Here is a 16345-nt window from a genome sequence, read left to right on the forward strand (position 1 = left end):
TCGGCTGCGCTTCGTAGAGTCGAGCTTGCTCGACTGCGGCCGACAACAGTCGAGCAAGCTCGACTCTACGCCTGGCGCAAAGGCAGTCGAGCAAGCTCGACTCTACAAAAGCGTTGCACGTCCTCACGCCGGCGGCAGCACCTTGCCGGGGTTGAGGATGCCATCCGGGTCCAGCGCAGCCTTGATCGCGCGCATTGCCGCCAGCGTTTCCGCGCTGAAGGCCTTGGCCATGAAATCGCGCTTGGCCAGGCCGATGCCATGCTCACCGGACAGCGTGCCGCCCAGTGCCAACGTCAACTCGAAGATCTTCGGCAGTGCGGCGTGTGCGCGTGCATTCTCGTCGGCGTCTTCCGGGTGGTACAGGATGTTGACGTGCAGGTTGCCGTTGCCGGCATGGCCGAAGGTGACAATGGTGAGCGTGTAGTCGCGTGCCAGTGCCTGCACGCCCGCTACCAGATCGGGAATGCGCGACACCGGCACTACCACGTCTTCGTTGATCTTGCCCGGGGCGACGCTGCGCAGTGCGGGCGAAAGTGCTTTACGTGCGGCCCACAGCTGATCGCGCGCGCGGCCTTCCATCGCCACGTCCAGCGCGATCATGCCGTCGCCTTCAGCGGCGCTGGCCAGTGCCTGCAGCAGGTAGGGCAGGGTGTCGTGGTCGCCATCGGCTTCGACCAGCAGCATCGCGCCGGCCTCGGGTACTTCGGCGCCGTTGAGGCGCAGCAGTTCAAGGCTGCGTGCATCCATGAATTCCAGGCGGGTTGGCACGACCGGCTGCGACATCAACCGTGATACGGCGGCAGCGGCGGCATCGGCATCGCGGTACAGCACGCGCAGGCCGGCCTGGCTGACCGGAAGCGGGGTCAGCTTCAAGGTGGCTTCCACAATCAAGGCCAGCGTGCCTTCGCTGCCCACCAGCAGATGGGTGAGGTCGTAGCCGGTGGAATCCTTGGTGTAGGCGCCGCCGCAGCGGATCACCTCGCCGGTGCCGGTGACCGCCACCAGGCCCAGCACGTTGTCGCGGCTGGTGCCGTACTTCACCGCGCGCGGGCCACCGGCGTTGCAGGCCAGGTTGCCGCCCACGCTGCAGATCTCCGCGCTGGACGGGTCCGGCGCCCAGAACAGGCCGTGCGGTGCCAACGCCTGCTGCAGCGTGCCGTTCAACACGCCCGGCTGCACCACAGCGCAGCGGTCGCCCGCGCGGATTTCAAGAATGCGGTCCATGCGGGTGAACGACAGCACGATGCTGCCCGGCAACGGTACCGCCGCACCGGTAGTGCCGGTGCCTGCGCCGCGTGCGACCAACGCGATGCCATGCGCGCGGCAGGCACGCACCAGTGCCTGTACCTGTTCGATGTTGGCCGGCAGCGCCACCGCCGCCGGGCGCTGGTGGCGCCATGAGTTGTCCTGCGCGTTCGCTTCCAGCGCGCTGTCGTCCATGCGCCAACCCTCCGCGCCCAGCAGGGCAGACAGTTCGGCAACCAGTGCGGCGGGCAGTGCGGTACTCATGACGGATCTCGTGGGGAAGCGGGGGTATCAACGGGGATGCGCGCTTGGGTAGGTGCCAACCTTGGTTGGCACGGAAGCGCCGACCAAGGTCGGCCACTACCAGAGCGGGTGGGCGCCGACCAAGGTCGGCTGCCACCGGGCTGCGCGCTTTTGGTAGGTGCCAACCTTGGTTGGCACAGAAGCGCCGACCAAGGTCGGCCACTACCAGAGCATGTGGGCGCCGACCAAGGTCGGCCTCCGCCGGGCTGCGCGCTCTTGGTAGGTGCCAACCTTGGTTGGCACAGAAGCGCCGACCAAGGTCGGCCACTACCAGAGCATGTGGGCGCCGACCAGGGTCGGCCTCCGCCGGGCTGCGCGCTCTTGGTAGGTGCCAACCTTGGTTGGCACAGAAGCGCCGACCAAGGTCGGCCACTACCAAAACGAAGGGTTGCCATCAGCAGTCGTCCAACCGGAACGCATCACGCAGCCAGTGCAGCTGTGGCGGTTCGCCACTGGCTTCGACCACATCGAAGCGACAAGGCGCATTGGCCAGCGCGGGGTGGTCCTGCAGGAACAGCTGCGCGGCATGCGCCAGTCGCCGGCACTTGCGCGCATCCACCGACGCGGCGCCGCCACCGAAGTCCGAACGCGCGCGGTACCGCACTTCCACGAACACCACGGTGCCGGCGTCGTCCATCACCAGGTCCAGTTCGCCGCCGCGATAGCGCACGTTGCGCGCACGGGGCTGCAGGCCAGCCTGTTGCAGATGCTGCTCGGCGGCGGCTTCCACCGCCGAGCCACGTTGGCTGCGCTCAGCGACCACCGACGATCGGCATCGGCCGGCCACCATTGAAGGTGGACCACGCCGGCTGGCGCAGGATGTTGCCGTTGCTGTCCAGGAACAGGGTGCCAGTGGCGCCGTCCAGGCCGCCTTCGTTGGACAGCTTGTCCAGGTAGGCGGTGATCTTCCAGGCGTCGGCACCGAAGGCGAACAGGCGGCCGGCCGCACCGCGTGCGCTGGGCAGGGTGCTGGCCACCTGGCTGGCCGATGGCAGGCCGGACACGCTGCGCACGTTCCAGGCTTCGTTCGGGTAGACGATGCCGTCCAGCGCCACGTCTTCTTCCACCTTGCCGCTGCCGACAGTCAGCTGCGAAGTGCCGACGCGGGTGGCGCCACCGGCACCGGCCAGTGCCAGCTGCGGCGCCAGCAGGCGCGCCTGCGGTGCGCGTACGGCGAGGAACACGGCATCGACCTGGCCGGCATTGCGCACCTGTGCGCCCACATCACCCACCGCATCGGTCACGCCGACCGTGGCCACCACCTGGCCGCCACGCTGGGCGAAGCGCTGCGCGAAGGCGGCGGCGGCACGGCGGCCGGTGTCGTCGGCGCTGTTGATCACCAGTGCCTTGCCACGCTCGCGGCCACGCAGGTATTCGGCGGCGACGATGCCGTCGTCTTCCGGGGCCAGCGAGAAGCCGGCGCTGCCGGCCGGCGGTGCATCCTTGCCGCGGTTCAGCGCCAGCACCGGCACCTGCAGCTGCTGGCGGCCGTACACCGCGTCCACTTCGTCGCGGCCCAGCGGGCCGACCACGAAGTCGGCACCGGAGGCGACGGCCTTGTCATACGCGGCCAGTGCGCCGGCCGGGGTGCCGGCGGTGTCGATGAAGTTGATGTCCGGGCGGCGGCGGGTCTCGCCGTAATAGGCGGCCAGCAGGCCATCACGCACCGGCTGCGCGGCGGTGGCCAGACGGCCGCTGAGCGGCAGCAGCACGGCCAGCTTGACCGGCGGGCGGTAGCCATCGCTCAGCGCCGGCGGGCGCTTGCTGGTATCGAACTGGGCCGCGCCATCGCGATCGAACGGGCGCGGCAGCGGCAGGCCGCGCGCGATCAGCGCACGGCCGGCGAAGTTGTACAGCGGGTCGTTGGCCGGCAACGCGGCGGCACGGCTGCGCAGGGTGGCGTCGTCGAGGGTGCCGAGCAGGCCGGCGATGGCCGCCTGGTTGTCGTTGCGGGCGCTGCCGGTCAGGCTGGCATGGGCGCGGGCACGTTCGGCGGCGGCACCGAAGGCATCACCGGTGCCCTGCAGTGCCTGGGCGCGTGCCAGCAGCCAGCGGGTGCGCAGGCCGACCGCAACGCTGTCGGCATGATCCTTCAGCAGTGCCAGCGCCTGCGCCGGTTGCTTGTCGGCCAGGGCCAGCTCGGCGCCGGTCAGCTGGTAGCGCTGCAGGCTGGCGCCGGACAGCTGGCGGGCGGTCAGCTGGCCCAGCAGGCTGCGCGCGCGGGTGCTGTCACCGGCCAGGTGCCAGGCCCAGGCCGCATCGGCCAGCGCGTTGCTGCGCGCGCCCCCGCGCAGGGTGGCGGCCAGGCCTTCCAGCTGCAATGCGGCGTCGCGCGGCTTGCCCTGTTCGATCAGCGCCAGCGCCTGGCTCTGGGCCGGCGAATCGGGCGTGCTGGTCAGGCTGGTGGTGGCACAGCCGGCCAGCAGCATCAGCGACAACGACAGGGCGGAGATCCGTGCGGCGGGCTTGTTCATGATCAGGTCCATGCGATGAGGGCAGCGGCCGTGGCCGGGTACACGCTACGATTCTACCCTTGCCCCGTGAGTACCGCTGAAATGAGTGTCCCAACCCTGTACGTCGTCGCCACGCCGATCGGCAACCTGGCCGATCTGAGCCCGCGCGCGCAGGAGGTGCTGCGTTCGGTGGCCGCCATCTGTGCCGAGGACACCCGCCGCAGCGGCCAGCTGCTGTCCCATTTCGGCATCCAGCAGCCGCTGGTGGCCCTGCACGAGCACAACGAGGAAGCGCTGTCGCAGCGCCTGGTGTCGCGCCTGCAGGCCGGCGAATCGCTGGCGCTGGTCAGCGATGCTGGTACGCCGCTGGTCAGCGACCCCGGTTTCCGCCTGGTGCGTGCGGCGCGCGCGGCCGGCATCAAGGTCAGCCCGATTCCGGGCGCCTGCGCCGCCATCGCCGCGCTGAGCGTGGCCGGGTTGCCCAGCGACCGCTTCAGCTTCGAGGGCTTCCTGCCGGCCAAGGCCAGCGGCCGCCGCGACCGCCTGCAGCTGCTGGCCGGTGAAGTGCGCACGATGGTGTTCTACGAATCCTCGCACCGCATCGCCGAGTCGCTGGCCGACATGGCCGCGATCTTCGGCGGCGAGCGCCCGGCGGTGCTGGCGCGCGAGCTGACCAAGCTGTTCGAGACCGTGCTGGATGGCGACCTGGCGGGTCTGCTGGCGAAGGTGGAAGGCGACGAGAACCAGCGCAAGGGTGAGTTCGTGGTGATGGTGCAGGGTGCTGGCGATGATGAGGAGGCGCAGCTGGCGCATGGCCGCCGCGTCTACGCCACGCTGAGCGAGCACCTGCCGCCGTCGACGGCCGCCAAGCTGGCCGCCGAATTGACCGGCGCTCCGCGCAAGGCGTTGTACGGCAGTTGAGGGATCGTGCGGACCAAGGTCCGCACCCACTAGAGCAGAATCCGCACCCACCCGGGCAGCGGCATCGGTAGATCCACGCCATGCGCGGATGGACGGGCCGCGCCCAGGTCTGCACCCACCCAAGCGGAACCGATAGCGCCCGGCCATGCGCCGTCAGGGCTTTACGGCTGTGTCGAGGGTGTCCAGATAGTCGGCAATCTCGGTCAGTACCGTGGAAAGGTCTGGTGCGGGCAGGCGGTTCCTGCGCAGGAACGCGCGCCACTGAGCCTGCTTCTGGGTATCTGCGGCGAATGCCTGGCTCAGCCCATAGGGTGGAGGTGGCGGCGCAGGGGTGCCGCGTCGATCAAACGTCGCCTCTATGGCGGCTCCGAGGCTGGCGCGATCCATGGCGTCCTCACGTACCAGTGCCAGCAGGTCGAAGAAGTCCTTCATCCTGCTGTTGGCAATACCCAGCGCGGCAATGGCCTCCAGCTTCTCGGCGAACACCGTTTCGCGCGGATAGACGCGCAGGCAGGGGGCGGGAAGTTCATCCAGCATGACCGGATAGATGATCTCCGGCGGCGGAGGGATCACCGCGTCGCCGAACCCTACGTCCCATTGCACATGGCAGCGTGCACGGCCCAGATAGGCCACCAGACGCATGCGCAGGCCCTCGTATGCCGCCTCTTCTCGCGTGGCGTCGAGGGTGATGCTCTCTGGATCGAAGCGGAGCCCGTCGTTACCCGGCATTGCGCAGAGCGAGCGCGTGATGTGCAGCAGGTGGCGTGGCTCAGCGCTTCCGAATCCCAGGAAATCGGCATCCCGTGTGGGCCGGTGCGGCGCATCGAACCACGCCGCGAACAGCATGGCGCCTTTCAGCAGGAACTGGTCGCGGAACGTGGAGGTGGAGAGCCGGTAGAGCAGGCGTTCAACGGCGAACCTGTCCAGCACGAACTGGAAGTCGTCGCCGCGGGCGCGCGCGTGATCGAGCAGTCGCTGCCGGATCGAGGCCACGCGGTGGGGAAGAGGAAGCAGGGAAGAGGGGGTCACGCCAGGGCATCGATATACGGTCTCATCAGTCTGGCAACGCGGGAGAGCCGTGCATATTTCATCAACGCATCCGGGGTGGTGGCGCGGTTGCCAAGTGCGTCACGCAGGGCCTCGATTGCGACATCGAGACCCACGAGATTGCGGAATTTGAAGCAGTCGGCGACGGTTTTCGCAACGTTGCTGACGTATACGCGGCGTGCGCCTACGCGGCGCTCTTCCAGCCCCGCCTGGAGGGTCGTTGCCGACATGCGCACCACGCGTAGTGGCGGCCAGTCGATCCGGGGCGGGCGGTCGCTGTTGCCGATGGCCACCCACAGTTCAAACGGTGCCTGGGTGGTCAGGCCATGCAGACGCAGGGCGCTCAACAGGCAGAGGCGGACCTTCGGCATGCGCTCTGCAATGATCCGCAGCCCTTCATCGGCCTCGCCGTTGTTGCTGCCCGGCAGCGCGTAGACGCCGCGCGACAACCGGATCAGCGCGCCGGCCTCGACCAGACGGGACAGTTGGACGCGGGCGATGCCTGCGGCGACCAGTTCGCGGGCGCGCAGGCTGCCTGCACGCCGCAGCAGTTTTCGGGCCTTGGCCTCGACGTCCGTCATGCAGGTATTGTTCCATAATGTCGGTCGGTTTGAATATCGACCGACAAAATGGAACATCACCGTCTGTTGCGGGTGGATCGTGCGGACCGAAGCGCCCAGGCAGCTGAATCGGAAGGGTGGCCAGCGGTGGTGTTGGCATTTGCGCTAGAATGCGCGCTGGCGGAGCCGGCCAGACAGTCGCGTCATCCCTTCGGGGGTGCCGAGGAAAGTCCGGGCTCCATAGGGCAAGGTGCCAGGTAACGCCTGGGCGGCGAAAGCCGACGGAAAGTGCAACAGAAAGATACCGCCTACGTCTTCTTCGGAAGGCCGGTAAGGGTGAAATGGTGCGGTAAGAGCGCACCGCGAGTCTGGCAACAGACCGGCACGGCAAACCCCACCTGGAGCAAGACCAAATAGGGATCCTTTGGCGCGGCCCGCGTTGGATCCGGGTAGGTTGCTTGAGCGTTGCGGTGACGTAACGCCTAGAGGAATGACTGTCCACGACAGAACCCGGCTTATCGGCCGGCTCCGCCTCCTTCTTCTATATGCATGAACCGCGCATCGGTAGTGCCGGCCGCTGGCCGGCAACCTCCTCACCAGCAGACGCATCGTGCTGTTGCCGGCCAGCGGCCGGCACTACCGGGATGATGTCCGGCCTCAGCCCGGCGTGCGGTACTGCCCGGCGGAAATGAACTGCGAGAAGCGCTCGCACCACACCACGACCGTGGTGTAGTCGTCCACGTTGACGTCATCAGGTACATCGACCAGGAAACGGTTGAAGGTCTTCACCTCGCCGATGCGCCGGGACTGTGCCTTGACCTTCAGGAAGTCGGCCTTGTTGTCGACGAATCCGTGTACCAGGTAGACCTTGTAGTCCGGCCCCGGCCCCATCTTTCCGTCGAAGGCTACCTGGGTGGCGCTGACGCTGACCTTGCCTTCGGCCCAGTGCACCGCATCGCTGCCCTTGAGGTCGCGCCGGAAGGTGGTGTGGTAGGCGGCCTTGCCCATGGCGTCCTGCACCAGCGCGGCAGGCGGATCATCGGGGGCGATCAGGATCGGCAGCAGGTAGACGCCCAGGCCAAAGCCGAGGCCGAGGGTGAGCAGGTGGGTGGCAGCAAGAACAAGAACACGACGCATCGAAGACTCCCTGTGGATCGGTCGGGTGTGCGGCAGGACCGCGCCCAGTCATCGTGTGGCGTGCAGGCAGACATTTATAGACACAGAAAACAGGTACAGGGTCAGAAGTCGGCGCGACTCTGGCCGAGTGCGACGCCCTGCGGGCCGAAACGGCGCTCGTGGATCTCGCCGTGGCCGTCGGCATCGATCAACAGCACGGTGCTGGCGCGGGTGCCGTAGTCGTCGCCGCGGATGAAGGCCGGGCTCAGCCAGCGTTCGCGTTCCAGGCCGATGCCGGTATCGGGCAGCTCGTCGTCGGTGGGGCGGTGTTCGTCGGCCAGCGCGGTCCACAGCGGGGCCAGTTCGCCATCGCCGGACTGCAGCCAGGCCGACAGGGCCGCCATCAGCCGCCGCGTCTTGGGCCAGGGGGCATCCAGCGCGCCGTTGGACATGCCGTGTACGCCGGGGCCGAGGGTCTGCCGCTCGGCCGGGTGGTTGCCCAGGTACTCCAGGCTGTCGCCATCGGCTAGCAACAGGTTGAACGGGGCATAGGCCCCGGCAATGGTCGCTAATCGGTCGATGTGCACGGCGGCCGGGTCGCGGCCGCGCAGGAAGTCGGCCACCAGCGCGCCGCGCGACGGGCCGGTCTGGGCGGCCAGGGGATCGCGGACATTGGTGACCACCGCCATCCGGCCCGCGGCACCCACCCCGGCCCAGCCGCCACCGGAGCGCAGGTCGCGTCCGCCGATGACGGAGGTCTCATCTTGCCAGGGGGCCAGCGCCGCCGTCGGGCGGGCGTGGAACTCATCACGGTTGCCGGTCATCACCAGCCGCCAGCGCGGGTGGTGCATCCAGCCAAGAGCGAGCAGGCACATGGCGTCATTGTGCACGGTTTGCGCAGTCCGGCGCCGTTTTTGGCCCACTCTGGATGAATGCGCGGCCGATGTTTCACGCCCTGTCCACACCCCTGAACTTCCGTTCAATCTCAAAAATTGAGACGGATCAGCAACTTGTGGATAAGCCTTGAACAATTCTCTAAAGGTTGTTGCAAGCCATTGATGCGGCTGGCGATTTCCCTGCTGAAAAGTTGTTGACAACCCTCGGCCCGCTGCTAAGGTGGGCATCAGAGGGAAATCCGGGTGTTTTGTGGGTTTTCGTGGTTCAATGTTTCACCGGGCGAAGGATAGGTGCACGCGTCGTGTTCCAGGGCGAGACGGCCATCACAGTTGACGATAAAGGGCGCATGGCGGTTCCCACCGCTTACCGCGACCTCGTCGCGCGCGCCAGCAACAACCGTCTCGTACTGACCTACAACCCGTTCGAAGCCGGCTGCCTGTGGCTGTACGCAGAGTCGGAATGGGAGCGGGTCCGCGACGATGTGATGTCCAAGCCCAACACCCAGCGCGTCGTGCGCCTGTTGCAGCAGAAGCTGGTCGGCTCGGCCGCCCATCTGGAGCTGGACGGCAACGGTCGCATCAGCATCCCCGCCAGCCACCGCGGTGCGGTGGGCATTGAGAAGAAGGCGGTATTGCTCGGTATGGGCGACAAGTTCGAATTGTGGAGCGAGCAGGCGCATCGGGCCCTGATCCAGCAGACGTTGTCTGACGAGGATCTGGGTGATGGGTTGCTCGACCTGAAGTTGTGAGCCGGGGTGCCCGGATGCGCCCAGAAGCGCAGACCGGTCACCTTCCGGTGTCGCAGTCGCCGGCGGTGCACCTGCCGGTCCTGTACACCCAGGTCCTTGAAGGCCTGAGGGTGATCGAAAACGGACGTTATCTGGATGGCACGTTCGGTCGTGGCGGTCATGCACGTGGCGTGCTTACCCAGTTGGGTCCCGAGGGGCGCCTGCTGGTCATGGACAAGGATCCGGAAGCCATCGCCGTTGCCGAGCGCGATTTCGCGCCGGACCCGCGCGTGTCCATCTTCCGTGGCAGCTTCGCCCAGCTGCTGCAGTGGGATGCGACGGCCGACGGCCTGGACGGCGTGCTGTTCGACCTGGGCGTGTCGTCGCCGCAGCTGGACGTGGCCGAGCGTGGTTTCAGCTTCGGCAAGGACGGCCCGCTGGACATGCGCATGGACCCGGACAGCGGCGAAAGCGCCGCGCAGTGGATCAACCGCGTCGAAGACCGCGAGATCGCCGATGTGCTGTGGACCTACGGCGAAGAGCGCCAGAGCCGCCGCATCGCGCGTGCCATCGTGGCCCGCCGCGAGAAGCAGCCGTTCACCCGCACCGCCGAACTGGCCGAGCTGATCGCCTCGGTGATGCCACGTGGAAAGGACAAGATCCACCCGGCCACGCGCAGCTTCCAGGCCATCCGCATCCACATCAATCGCGAGCTGGCCGATCTGGAAGCCGGCCTCGATGCGGCGGTGGAACGGCTCAAGCCCGGCGGCCGCCTGGCGATCATCAGCTTCCATTCGCTGGAAGACCGCATCGTCAAGCAGTACATGAACCGACTGGCCAAGGCGCCGCCGGCCAACCGCCGCCTGCCCGAGGCGGAGGTGTTCGTGCCCACCCTGGATCTGATCGGCGGCGCCATCAAGGCCACCGACGAAGAGCTGGCGGCCAACCCGCGTGCCCGCAGCGCCGTGCTGCGCGTGGCCCAGAAGCGGGAGGCCGATGCATGAGCCGGCTGCTGCTGATCATCCTGTTGGCCTCGACCGTGGCCTCGGCGATCGGCGTCGTGTTCGTGCGTCACCGTCATCGGCAGACGTTCATCGAGCTGTCGCGCGCCGAGCGCAAGCGCGATGACATCAACCTGGAGTTCGGCCGCCTGCAGCTGGAACAGGCCACCCTGGCCGAAGCCAATCGTGTCGATCGCATCGCCCGCGAGAAGCTGGGCATGAAGTTCCCCGAGGCCGCCGACATCGTGGTGGTGCGGCCATGAGCAAGACCGGCCGCAACCGCCCGCGCAACGCCTTCAACCTGCGCCAGCGCCTGCGCTGGGTCGCGCTGGCCTTGGGCCTGTGTTCGGTGTCGCTGGTCGGTCGTGCCGCCTACGTGCAGATCATCAACAGCGACTTCTACCAGCGCCAGGGCGAGGCCCGTTACCTGCGCGAGCTGCCGATCAAGACCTCGCGCGGCATGATCACCGACCGCAACGGCGAGCCGCTGGCGGTGTCCACGCCGGTTGCCTCGATCTGGGTCAACCCGCAGGACCTGCTGCGTTCGCCCGAGCGCATCCCAGAGCTGGCCCAGGCGGTCGGCATGTCGGTGGATGAGTTGAGCAGCCGCCTGTCGCAGAAGTCGGACAAGGAATTCATGTACCTGCGCCGCCGGATCAATCCGGACGAGGCAGAGAAGGTGGTCGCGCTGAAGATTCCGGGCGTGGCCGCGCAGCGCGAGTTCCGCCGCTTCTACCCGCAGGGTGAGGCGATGGCGCACGTGCTGGGCTTCACCAACATCGACGACCGCGGCCAGGAAGGCCTGGAGCTGGCGTTCGACGAATGGCTGCGCGGCAAGGCCGGCGCCAAGCGGGTGATCCGCAACCGCAAGGGCGAGACCGTCGAGAGCGATCTGCTGCGCGCCGCCGAACCGGGCAAGGACCTGACCCTCAGCATCGACCGCCGCATCCAGTACCTGGCCTTCAAGGAGCTGCGCAACGCGCTGGTGGCCAACAAGGCGGCCGGCGGTTCGATGGTGATCATGGACGTGACCACCGGCGAGATCCTGGCCATGGTCAACCTGCCGACCTACAACCCGAATTCGCTGACCGGCGCGCTGCCCGATGCGCGCCGCAACCGTGCGGTGACCGATCTGGTCGAGCCGGGTTCGACGATGAAGCCGCTGACCATCGCCACCGCGCTGCAGGCCGGTGCGGTGACCAAGGACACCATCATCGATACCAACCCGGGTTACATGACCCTGGGCCGCTTCACCATCCGCGACGTGCCGCGCAACAACGGCGTGCTGAACGTGACCGGTGTGATCACCCGCAGTTCGAACGTGGGTGCGGCCAAGGTCGCGGCGAAGATGCCGGACCAGGTGTTCTACGACGGCGTGCGCCGCTTCGGTTATGGCTCGGTGCCGCACAGCGGTTTCCCGGGTGAATCCGGTGGCGTGGTGCTGCGCCCGGCGCGCTGGTCGGGCACCACCAAGACCACCATGTCCTACGGCTACGGCCTGAACGTCACCCCACTGCAGATCGCCACCGCCTACTCGGCGCTGGCCAACGGCGGTCGCCTGATCGCGCCGACCTTCGTCAAGGGCCAGCGCAACGAAGGCCAGCAGATCATCGACGAGAACGTCGCCAAGCAGGTGGTGGCGATGATGGAAACGGTGGTGACCCAGGGCGGCGCCAAGCAGGCGGCGGTGCTGGGCTACCGCGTGGCCGGCAAGACCGGTACCGCGCGCAAGGCCGGCCCCGGCGGTTACGAGCGCGGCCACTACAACGCGCTGTTCGCCGGCGTGGTGCCGGCCACCAACCCGCGTTTCGCCACCGTCATCGTCATCAACGACCCGCAGGCCGGCAAGTTCTACGGCGGCCTGGTGTCGGCGCCGGTCTATCACAACGTGATGGAAGGCACCCTGCGCCTGATGGACGTGCCGCTGGACGACCTGCAGTCGTGGCTGGCCGCCCAGCAGTCCGGCAAGGTCGGCCATTCGGCCTCGATCCTGCCTGCGCCGCCGGCCGAAGCCGCACTGCCGGTGGATGCCGCCGCTGAATTCGATGCTGCGCTGCCGAGCGCGCATGCCCAGACGCCGCCCGCTACGGGAGGCACGCAATGAGTCCTTCGATGTTGCTTTCGCAGTTGCTTCCGGACGTGGCCCTGGCGGGCCATGACCCCGTTCTGACCGGCCTGGTGCTGGACAGCCGCGCCGTGCGCCCCGGTAATGCCTTCGTTGCCATCGCCGGGTTCGGCGCGCATGGCCTGGGCTTTGTCGAGCAGGCCCGCGCGGCCGGTGCCAGCGCCATCCTGTTCGAGCCGCCGGCGCCTGCCGAGCTTCCGGCACCGGCCGATGCGATCGCCGTGCCGGGCCTGCGCGCGCGCATGGGTGCGATGGCCGACCAGTTCCATGGCGCGCCGTCGCGGGCGATGGCGATGGTCGGCGTGACCGGCACCAACGGCAAGACCTCCACCGTGCAGCTGCTGGCCCAGGCCTGGCACCTGCTCGGAACGCCCAGTGGCAGTATCGGCACGTTGGGCGCCGGACTTTATGGCGCGGTTGAACCGACCGGGTTCACCACGCCGCTGGTGCTGCAGATGCACGCGCTGCTGGCGCAGCTGCGCGATGCCGGTGCACGTGCGGTGGCGATGGAAGTCAGCTCGCATGCGCTGGACCAGGGCCGCGTGGATGCCGTGCACTATGACGTGGCGGTGTTCACCAACCTCACCCGCGACCATCTGGACTACCACGGCGACATGGCCAGCTACGGCGCGGCCAAGGCGCGGCTGTTCCATCGCCCGGGCCTGAAGGCGGCAGTGGTCAACCTGGATGATGCGTTCGGTCGCCAGCTGTTCGCTGGCCTGCCGGCGGGCGTGCAGCCGATCGGCCTGAGCTCGCGCGGTGCCACCGATGCCAGCGTGCGCGCCGAAGCGCTGCAGCTGGACGGCCGTGGCATCGCCTTCGAACTGGTCATCGACGGCCAGCGTGCCGCGGTGCAGTCGCCGCTGCTGGGCCGCTTCAACGTGGACAACCTGCTGGCCGTGGCCGGCACCCTGCATGCGCAGGGCCAGCCGCTGCCGCGCATCGCCGAGGTGCTGTCGGCGCTGCAGCCGATCCGTGGCCGCATGAACCGCCTCGGCGGCGAAGACGGCCTGCCGACCGTGGTGGTCGATTACGCGCATACCCCGGACGCGCTGGAACAGGCGCTGGACAGCCTGCACGGCCACCTGCATGGCGCGCTGTTCTGCGTGTTCGGCTGCGGTGGCGAGCGCGATACCGGCAAGCGGCCGCAGATGGCTGCCATTGCCGAGCGTCTTGCCAACCAGGTCATCGTCACCGACGACAACCCGCGTGGCGAGGACGGCGACGTGATCGTGGCCGACATCCTGGCCGGCTTCCAGAATGCCGATGCCGTGACCGTGCAGCGCAGCCGCGCGCGCGCGATCGGCCTGGCGGTGAAGCGTGCCGGTGCCGGCGACATCATCCTGATCGCCGGCAAGGGCCACGAGCCGTACCAGGAGGTCAATGGCGTTCGTCATGACTTCGACGACACCGAAGTGGCTGCCGCTGCGTTGGCTGCCAAGGCCGGAGTGTTGGCCGCTCAGGCCGGGGAGGGCATCGCATGAAGCGCACCCTGCTTTCGCTGATCGCACACTGGGCCGGCGGCGAGATCCATGGCGACGACGTGGCCATCGATGCGGTCAGCAACGACACCCGCAGCCTCGGCCCGGGCAGCCTGTACGTGGCGCTGCGCGGCGAGCGTTTCGACGGTCATGACTTCGCCACCGACGCGCTGGCGCGCGGCGCCAGTGCCCTGCTGGTCGAGCGGCTGCTGCCGACCGAGCTGCCGCAGGTGCTGGTGGCCGACAGCGAGCTGGCGCTGGCGAAGATCGCCACCGGCATGCAGCGCGACCGCGAGACCGAGGTGTTCGCGATTACCGGCAGCAATGGCAAGACCAGCGTGAAGAGCCTGCTGCTGTCGATCCTGCAGCAGGTGGCGCAGCACGCGCATAAAGTGGTCTACGCCAACCCGGGCAACCGCAACAACGAGATCGGCCTGCCGCTGGCGGTGATCGACGCGCCGGAAGATGCCGACTACGCCGTCTACGAAATGGGCGCCGGCAAGCCGGGCGACATCGCCTACCTGACCGATATCGCCCGCCCGCGCTACGCGCTGGTCAACAACATCGCACCGGCCCATCTGGAACGGATGGGCAGCCTGCTCGGCGTAGCCGTCACCAAGGGCGCGATCTACGCGGCGCTGCCGGCCGATGGCGTGGCGGTGATCAACGTCGACGATGCCTACGGCCGCTGGTTCGAACAGCATTTCGTCGGCACGCCGGCGCGCTGCCGTGTGCTGCGCTACGGCCTGGAGCACACCGCGGACATCACCGCGCGCGACATCCGCGCCGGTGCCCAGGGCAGCCAGTTCACCCTGGTTTCGCCGATGGGCGAAGCCCGCGTGGTGCTGGGTCTGCCGGGCCGGCACAACGTCAGCAATGCGCTGGCCGCGGCCAGCCTGGCGCTGGCTGCCGGTGTCGATCTGGCGCTGATCGCGGCTGGACTGGCCGAGGCGCAGCCGGTGCCGGGCCGCCAGATCGCCCACCAGCTGCGCAACGGCGCGGTGCTGGTGGATGACAGCTACAACGCCAACCCGGGTTCACTGGCCGCCGCCATCGATGCCCTGGCCGCTGCCCCGGAAGAGGGCTGGCTGGTGCTGGGCGACATGCGCGAGCTGGGCCCGGATGCCGAGGCGCTGCATGCGCAGGCCGGCCTGCGCGCACGTGCCTCCGGCCTCAAGCGCCTGTACGCGCTGGGTCCGCTCAGCGCCGCTGCTGCCGCCGCCTTCGGCGACGGTGGCCGTCATTTCACTACCCATGATGCGCTGTCGCAGGCGCTGAAGGACGAGCTGCACCCCGGCGTGCGCTGCCTGGTCAAGGGTTCCCGTGGCAGCGCCATGGACACGATTGTCAAAGCGCTGCTGGCGCAAGGAGAGGAATCCCCGCATGTTGTATGAACTGGCTCGATGGTTGCAGCAGTTGGAGAGCCTGTTCGGGCTGTTCAACTACCAGACGTTCCGCGCCATCCTTGCCGCGCTGACGGCCCTGTTCCTGTCGCTGTGGCTCGGCCCGGCGATGATCCGCAAGCTTGCCCAGTTCAAGGGCGGCCAGCCGATCCGCAAGGACGGTCCGCAGACCCATTTCTCCAAGGCCGGCACGCCGACCATGGGCGGTTCGCTGATCCTGCTCACCATCACCCTGTCGGTGCTGATGTGGGCCGACCTGCGCAACCGCTACGTGTGGCTGGTGCTGGCAGTGATGCTGTGCTTCGGCGCCATCGGCTGGTATGACGACTGGATCAAGATCGTCCGTCGTGACCCGAACGGCCTGAAGTCGCGCTGGAAGTACCTGCTGCAGTCGATCTTCGGCCTGGCCGCGGGCGTGTTCCTGTTCTATACGGCCGACGTGCCGGCCGCGCTGACCTTCTACATCCCGATGTTCAAGTCGGTGGCGCTGCCGCTGGCCGGCATCGGCTTCGTGACCATCGCCTACTTCTGGATCGTCGGATTCTCCAATGCGGTGAACCTGACCGACGGCCTGGACGGCCTGGCGATCATGCCGACCGTGCTGGTGGCCTGCGCACTGGGCGTGTTCGCCTATGCCTCGGGCAACGTGGTGTTCGCCAACTACCTGCAGATCCCGCAGATTCCGGGTGCCGGCGAGCTGGTCATCATCTGCGCGGCCATCGCTGGCGCGGGCCTGGGCTTCCTGTGGTTCAACACCTATCCGGCCATGGTGTTCATGGGCGACATCGGCGCGCTGGCGCTGGGTGCGGTGCTGGGCACGATCGCAGTGATCACCCGCCAGGAGCTGGTGCTGGTGATCATGGGCGGCGTGTTCGTCATCGAAACGCTGTCGGTGATGATCCAGGTTGCCTCGTTCAAGCTGACCGGCAAGCGCGTGTTCCGCATGGCGCCGATCCACCACCATTTCGAACTGAAGGGCTGGCCGGAGCCGCGCGTGATCGTGCGCTTCTGGATCATCTCCGTCGTGCTCGTGCTGATCGGCCTGGCCACGTTGAAGGTGCGCTGA

Annotated in this window: 15 protein-coding genes and 1 other RNA gene; 9 read left to right on the plus strand and 7 right to left on the minus strand. The window is 67.9% G+C overall.

Annotated elements, in window-relative coordinates; all coding sequences use genetic code 11:
• Positions 1-123 precede the first annotated feature (123 nt).
• The 3 genes from K5L94_RS03110 to K5L94_RS03120 form a co-directional block, all read right to left on the minus strand.
• On the minus strand, positions 124-1509 hold the full coding sequence (locus K5L94_RS03110; RefSeq protein WP_274511990.1) for an FAD-binding oxidoreductase: 1386 nt from the start codon (positions 1507-1509) through the stop codon (positions 124-126).
• Between the two features lie 433 nt (positions 1510-1942).
• Positions 1943-2311 carry a YraN family protein gene (locus K5L94_RS03115; RefSeq protein ID WP_187299796.1) on the minus strand — a complete coding sequence of 123 codons (369 nt, stop codon included), beginning with the start codon at positions 2309-2311 and terminating at the stop codon, positions 1943-1945.
• Positions 2301-4022: a penicillin-binding protein activator gene (locus K5L94_RS03120; protein ID WP_053451241.1), complete on the minus strand. Its 1722-nt coding sequence runs from the start codon at positions 4020-4022 to the stop codon at positions 2301-2303. The genes K5L94_RS03115 and K5L94_RS03120 overlap by 11 nt, the downstream gene beginning before the upstream one ends.
• Before the next feature lie 81 nt (positions 4023-4103).
• Here K5L94_RS03120 and rsmI point away from each other — a divergent pair, with 81 nt between their 5' ends.
• Positions 4104-4922 carry a 16S rRNA (cytidine(1402)-2'-O)-methyltransferase gene (gene rsmI, locus K5L94_RS03125; RefSeq protein ID WP_049458141.1) on the plus strand — a complete coding sequence of 273 codons (819 nt, stop codon included), beginning with the start codon at positions 4104-4106 and terminating at the stop codon, positions 4920-4922.
• A gap of 153 nt (positions 4923-5075) precedes the next feature.
• Here rsmI and K5L94_RS03130 read toward each other — a convergent pair whose 3' ends face one another.
• Both K5L94_RS03130 and K5L94_RS03135 read right to left on the minus strand, forming a co-directional pair.
• Entirely contained in the window at positions 5076-5951 is an 876-nt protein-coding gene (locus K5L94_RS03130) for a nucleotidyl transferase AbiEii/AbiGii toxin family protein (RefSeq protein WP_274511991.1), read from the minus strand.
• Positions 5948-6550, minus strand: coding sequence for a type IV toxin-antitoxin system AbiEi family antitoxin domain-containing protein (locus K5L94_RS03135; RefSeq protein WP_274511992.1), 603 nt, complete (start codon positions 6548-6550; stop codon positions 5948-5950). Before K5L94_RS03135 ends, K5L94_RS03130 begins: the two co-directional genes overlap by 4 nt.
• 161 nt (positions 6551-6711) lie before the next feature.
• Here K5L94_RS03135 and rnpB point away from each other — a divergent pair.
• Positions 6712-7063, plus strand: an RNA gene (rnpB, locus tag K5L94_RS03140) — RNase P RNA component class A.
• A 123-nt stretch (positions 7064-7186) separates the two neighbouring features.
• On the opposite strand, the gene K5L94_RS03145 is transcribed toward rnpB, so the two are convergent.
• Together K5L94_RS03145 and K5L94_RS03150 are read right to left on the minus strand one after the other, a co-directional pair.
• Positions 7187-7666, minus strand: a complete 480-nt coding sequence (locus K5L94_RS03145; RefSeq protein WP_053448795.1) for a DM13 domain-containing protein — start codon at positions 7664-7666, stop codon at positions 7187-7189.
• A 101-nt stretch (positions 7667-7767) separates the two neighbouring features.
• Positions 7768-8520 (minus strand): NRDE family protein, encoded by a 753-nt coding sequence (locus K5L94_RS03150; RefSeq protein WP_053448796.1) that lies wholly within the window; start codon positions 8518-8520, stop codon positions 7768-7770.
• A gap of 368 nt (positions 8521-8888) precedes the next feature.
• Between K5L94_RS03150 and K5L94_RS03155 the strand changes: the two genes are divergently transcribed.
• The 7 genes from K5L94_RS03155 to mraY are packed head-to-tail and all read left to right on the plus strand — an operon-like array spanning position 8889 to position 16345.
• A complete protein-coding gene (locus K5L94_RS03155; RefSeq protein ID WP_008266948.1) occupies positions 8889-9290 on the plus strand; it encodes a division/cell wall cluster transcriptional repressor MraZ in 402 nt (133 codons plus the stop codon).
• Between the two features lie 14 nt (positions 9291-9304).
• Entirely contained in the window at positions 9305-10273 is a 969-nt protein-coding gene (gene rsmH, locus K5L94_RS03160) for a 16S rRNA (cytosine(1402)-N(4))-methyltransferase RsmH (protein WP_004154215.1), read from the plus strand.
• The gene (gene ftsL / locus K5L94_RS03165; RefSeq protein ID WP_005412242.1) at positions 10270-10533 is read left to right on the plus strand and encodes a cell division protein FtsL; all 264 of its coding nucleotides are present in this window, start codon (positions 10270-10272) and stop codon (positions 10531-10533) included. The genes rsmH and ftsL overlap by 4 nt, the downstream gene beginning before the upstream one ends.
• Positions 10530-12374, plus strand: a complete 1845-nt coding sequence (locus K5L94_RS03170; RefSeq protein WP_004154216.1) for a peptidoglycan D,D-transpeptidase FtsI family protein — start codon at positions 10530-10532, stop codon at positions 12372-12374. The genes ftsL and K5L94_RS03170 overlap by 4 nt, the downstream gene beginning before the upstream one ends.
• Positions 12371-13879, plus strand: coding sequence for a UDP-N-acetylmuramoyl-L-alanyl-D-glutamate--2,6-diaminopimelate ligase (locus K5L94_RS03175; RefSeq protein ID WP_053510459.1), 1509 nt, complete (start codon positions 12371-12373; stop codon positions 13877-13879). The genes K5L94_RS03170 and K5L94_RS03175 overlap by 4 nt, the downstream gene beginning before the upstream one ends.
• Positions 13876-15270, plus strand: a complete 1395-nt coding sequence (locus K5L94_RS03180; RefSeq protein ID WP_274511993.1) for a UDP-N-acetylmuramoyl-tripeptide--D-alanyl-D-alanine ligase — start codon at positions 13876-13878, stop codon at positions 15268-15270. The genes K5L94_RS03175 and K5L94_RS03180 overlap by 4 nt, the downstream gene beginning before the upstream one ends.
• Positions 15260-16345, plus strand: coding sequence for a phospho-N-acetylmuramoyl-pentapeptide-transferase (mraY, locus tag K5L94_RS03185; RefSeq protein WP_274511994.1), 1086 nt, complete (start codon positions 15260-15262; stop codon positions 16343-16345). The genes K5L94_RS03180 and mraY overlap by 11 nt, the downstream gene beginning before the upstream one ends.

Source organism: Stenotrophomonas forensis, from assembly GCF_028752115.1.
GTDB lineage: Bacteria > Pseudomonadota > Gammaproteobacteria > Xanthomonadales > Xanthomonadaceae > Stenotrophomonas > Stenotrophomonas forensis.

Bases quoted from the DNA above. Each gene is read 5' to 3' on its own strand.
- K5L94_RS03110 (WP_274511990.1), bottom strand. From the start codon at position 1,509: ATGAGTACCGCACTGCCCGCCGCACTGGTTGCCGAACTGTCTGCCCTG.
- K5L94_RS03120 (WP_053451241.1), bottom strand. From the start codon at position 4,022: ATGAACAAGCCCGCCGCACGGATCTCCGCCCTGTCGTTGTCGCTGATG.
- rsmI (WP_049458141.1), top strand. From the start codon at position 4,104: ATGAGTGTCCCAACCCTGTACGTCGTCGCCACGCCGATCGGCAACCTG.
- K5L94_RS03135 (WP_274511992.1), bottom strand. From the start codon at position 6,550: ATGACGGACGTCGAGGCCAAGGCCCGAAAACTGCTGCGGCGTGCAGGC.
- K5L94_RS03145 (WP_053448795.1), bottom strand. From the start codon at position 7,666: ATGCGTCGTGTTCTTGTTCTTGCTGCCACCCACCTGCTCACCCTCGGC.
- K5L94_RS03150 (WP_053448796.1), bottom strand. From the start codon at position 8,520: ATGTGCCTGCTCGCTCTTGGCTGGATGCACCACCCGCGCTGGCGGCTG.
- K5L94_RS03155 (WP_008266948.1), top strand. From the start codon at position 8,889: ATGGCGGTTCCCACCGCTTACCGCGACCTCGTCGCGCGCGCCAGCAAC.
- rsmH (WP_004154215.1), top strand. From the start codon at position 9,305: ATGCGCCCAGAAGCGCAGACCGGTCACCTTCCGGTGTCGCAGTCGCCG.
- ftsL (WP_005412242.1), top strand. From the start codon at position 10,270: ATGAGCCGGCTGCTGCTGATCATCCTGTTGGCCTCGACCGTGGCCTCG.
- K5L94_RS03170 (WP_004154216.1), top strand. From the start codon at position 10,530: ATGAGCAAGACCGGCCGCAACCGCCCGCGCAACGCCTTCAACCTGCGC.
- K5L94_RS03175 (WP_053510459.1), top strand. From the start codon at position 12,371: ATGAGTCCTTCGATGTTGCTTTCGCAGTTGCTTCCGGACGTGGCCCTG.
- K5L94_RS03180 (WP_274511993.1), top strand. From the start codon at position 13,876: ATGAAGCGCACCCTGCTTTCGCTGATCGCACACTGGGCCGGCGGCGAG.
- mraY (WP_274511994.1), top strand. From the start codon at position 15,260: ATGTTGTATGAACTGGCTCGATGGTTGCAGCAGTTGGAGAGCCTGTTC.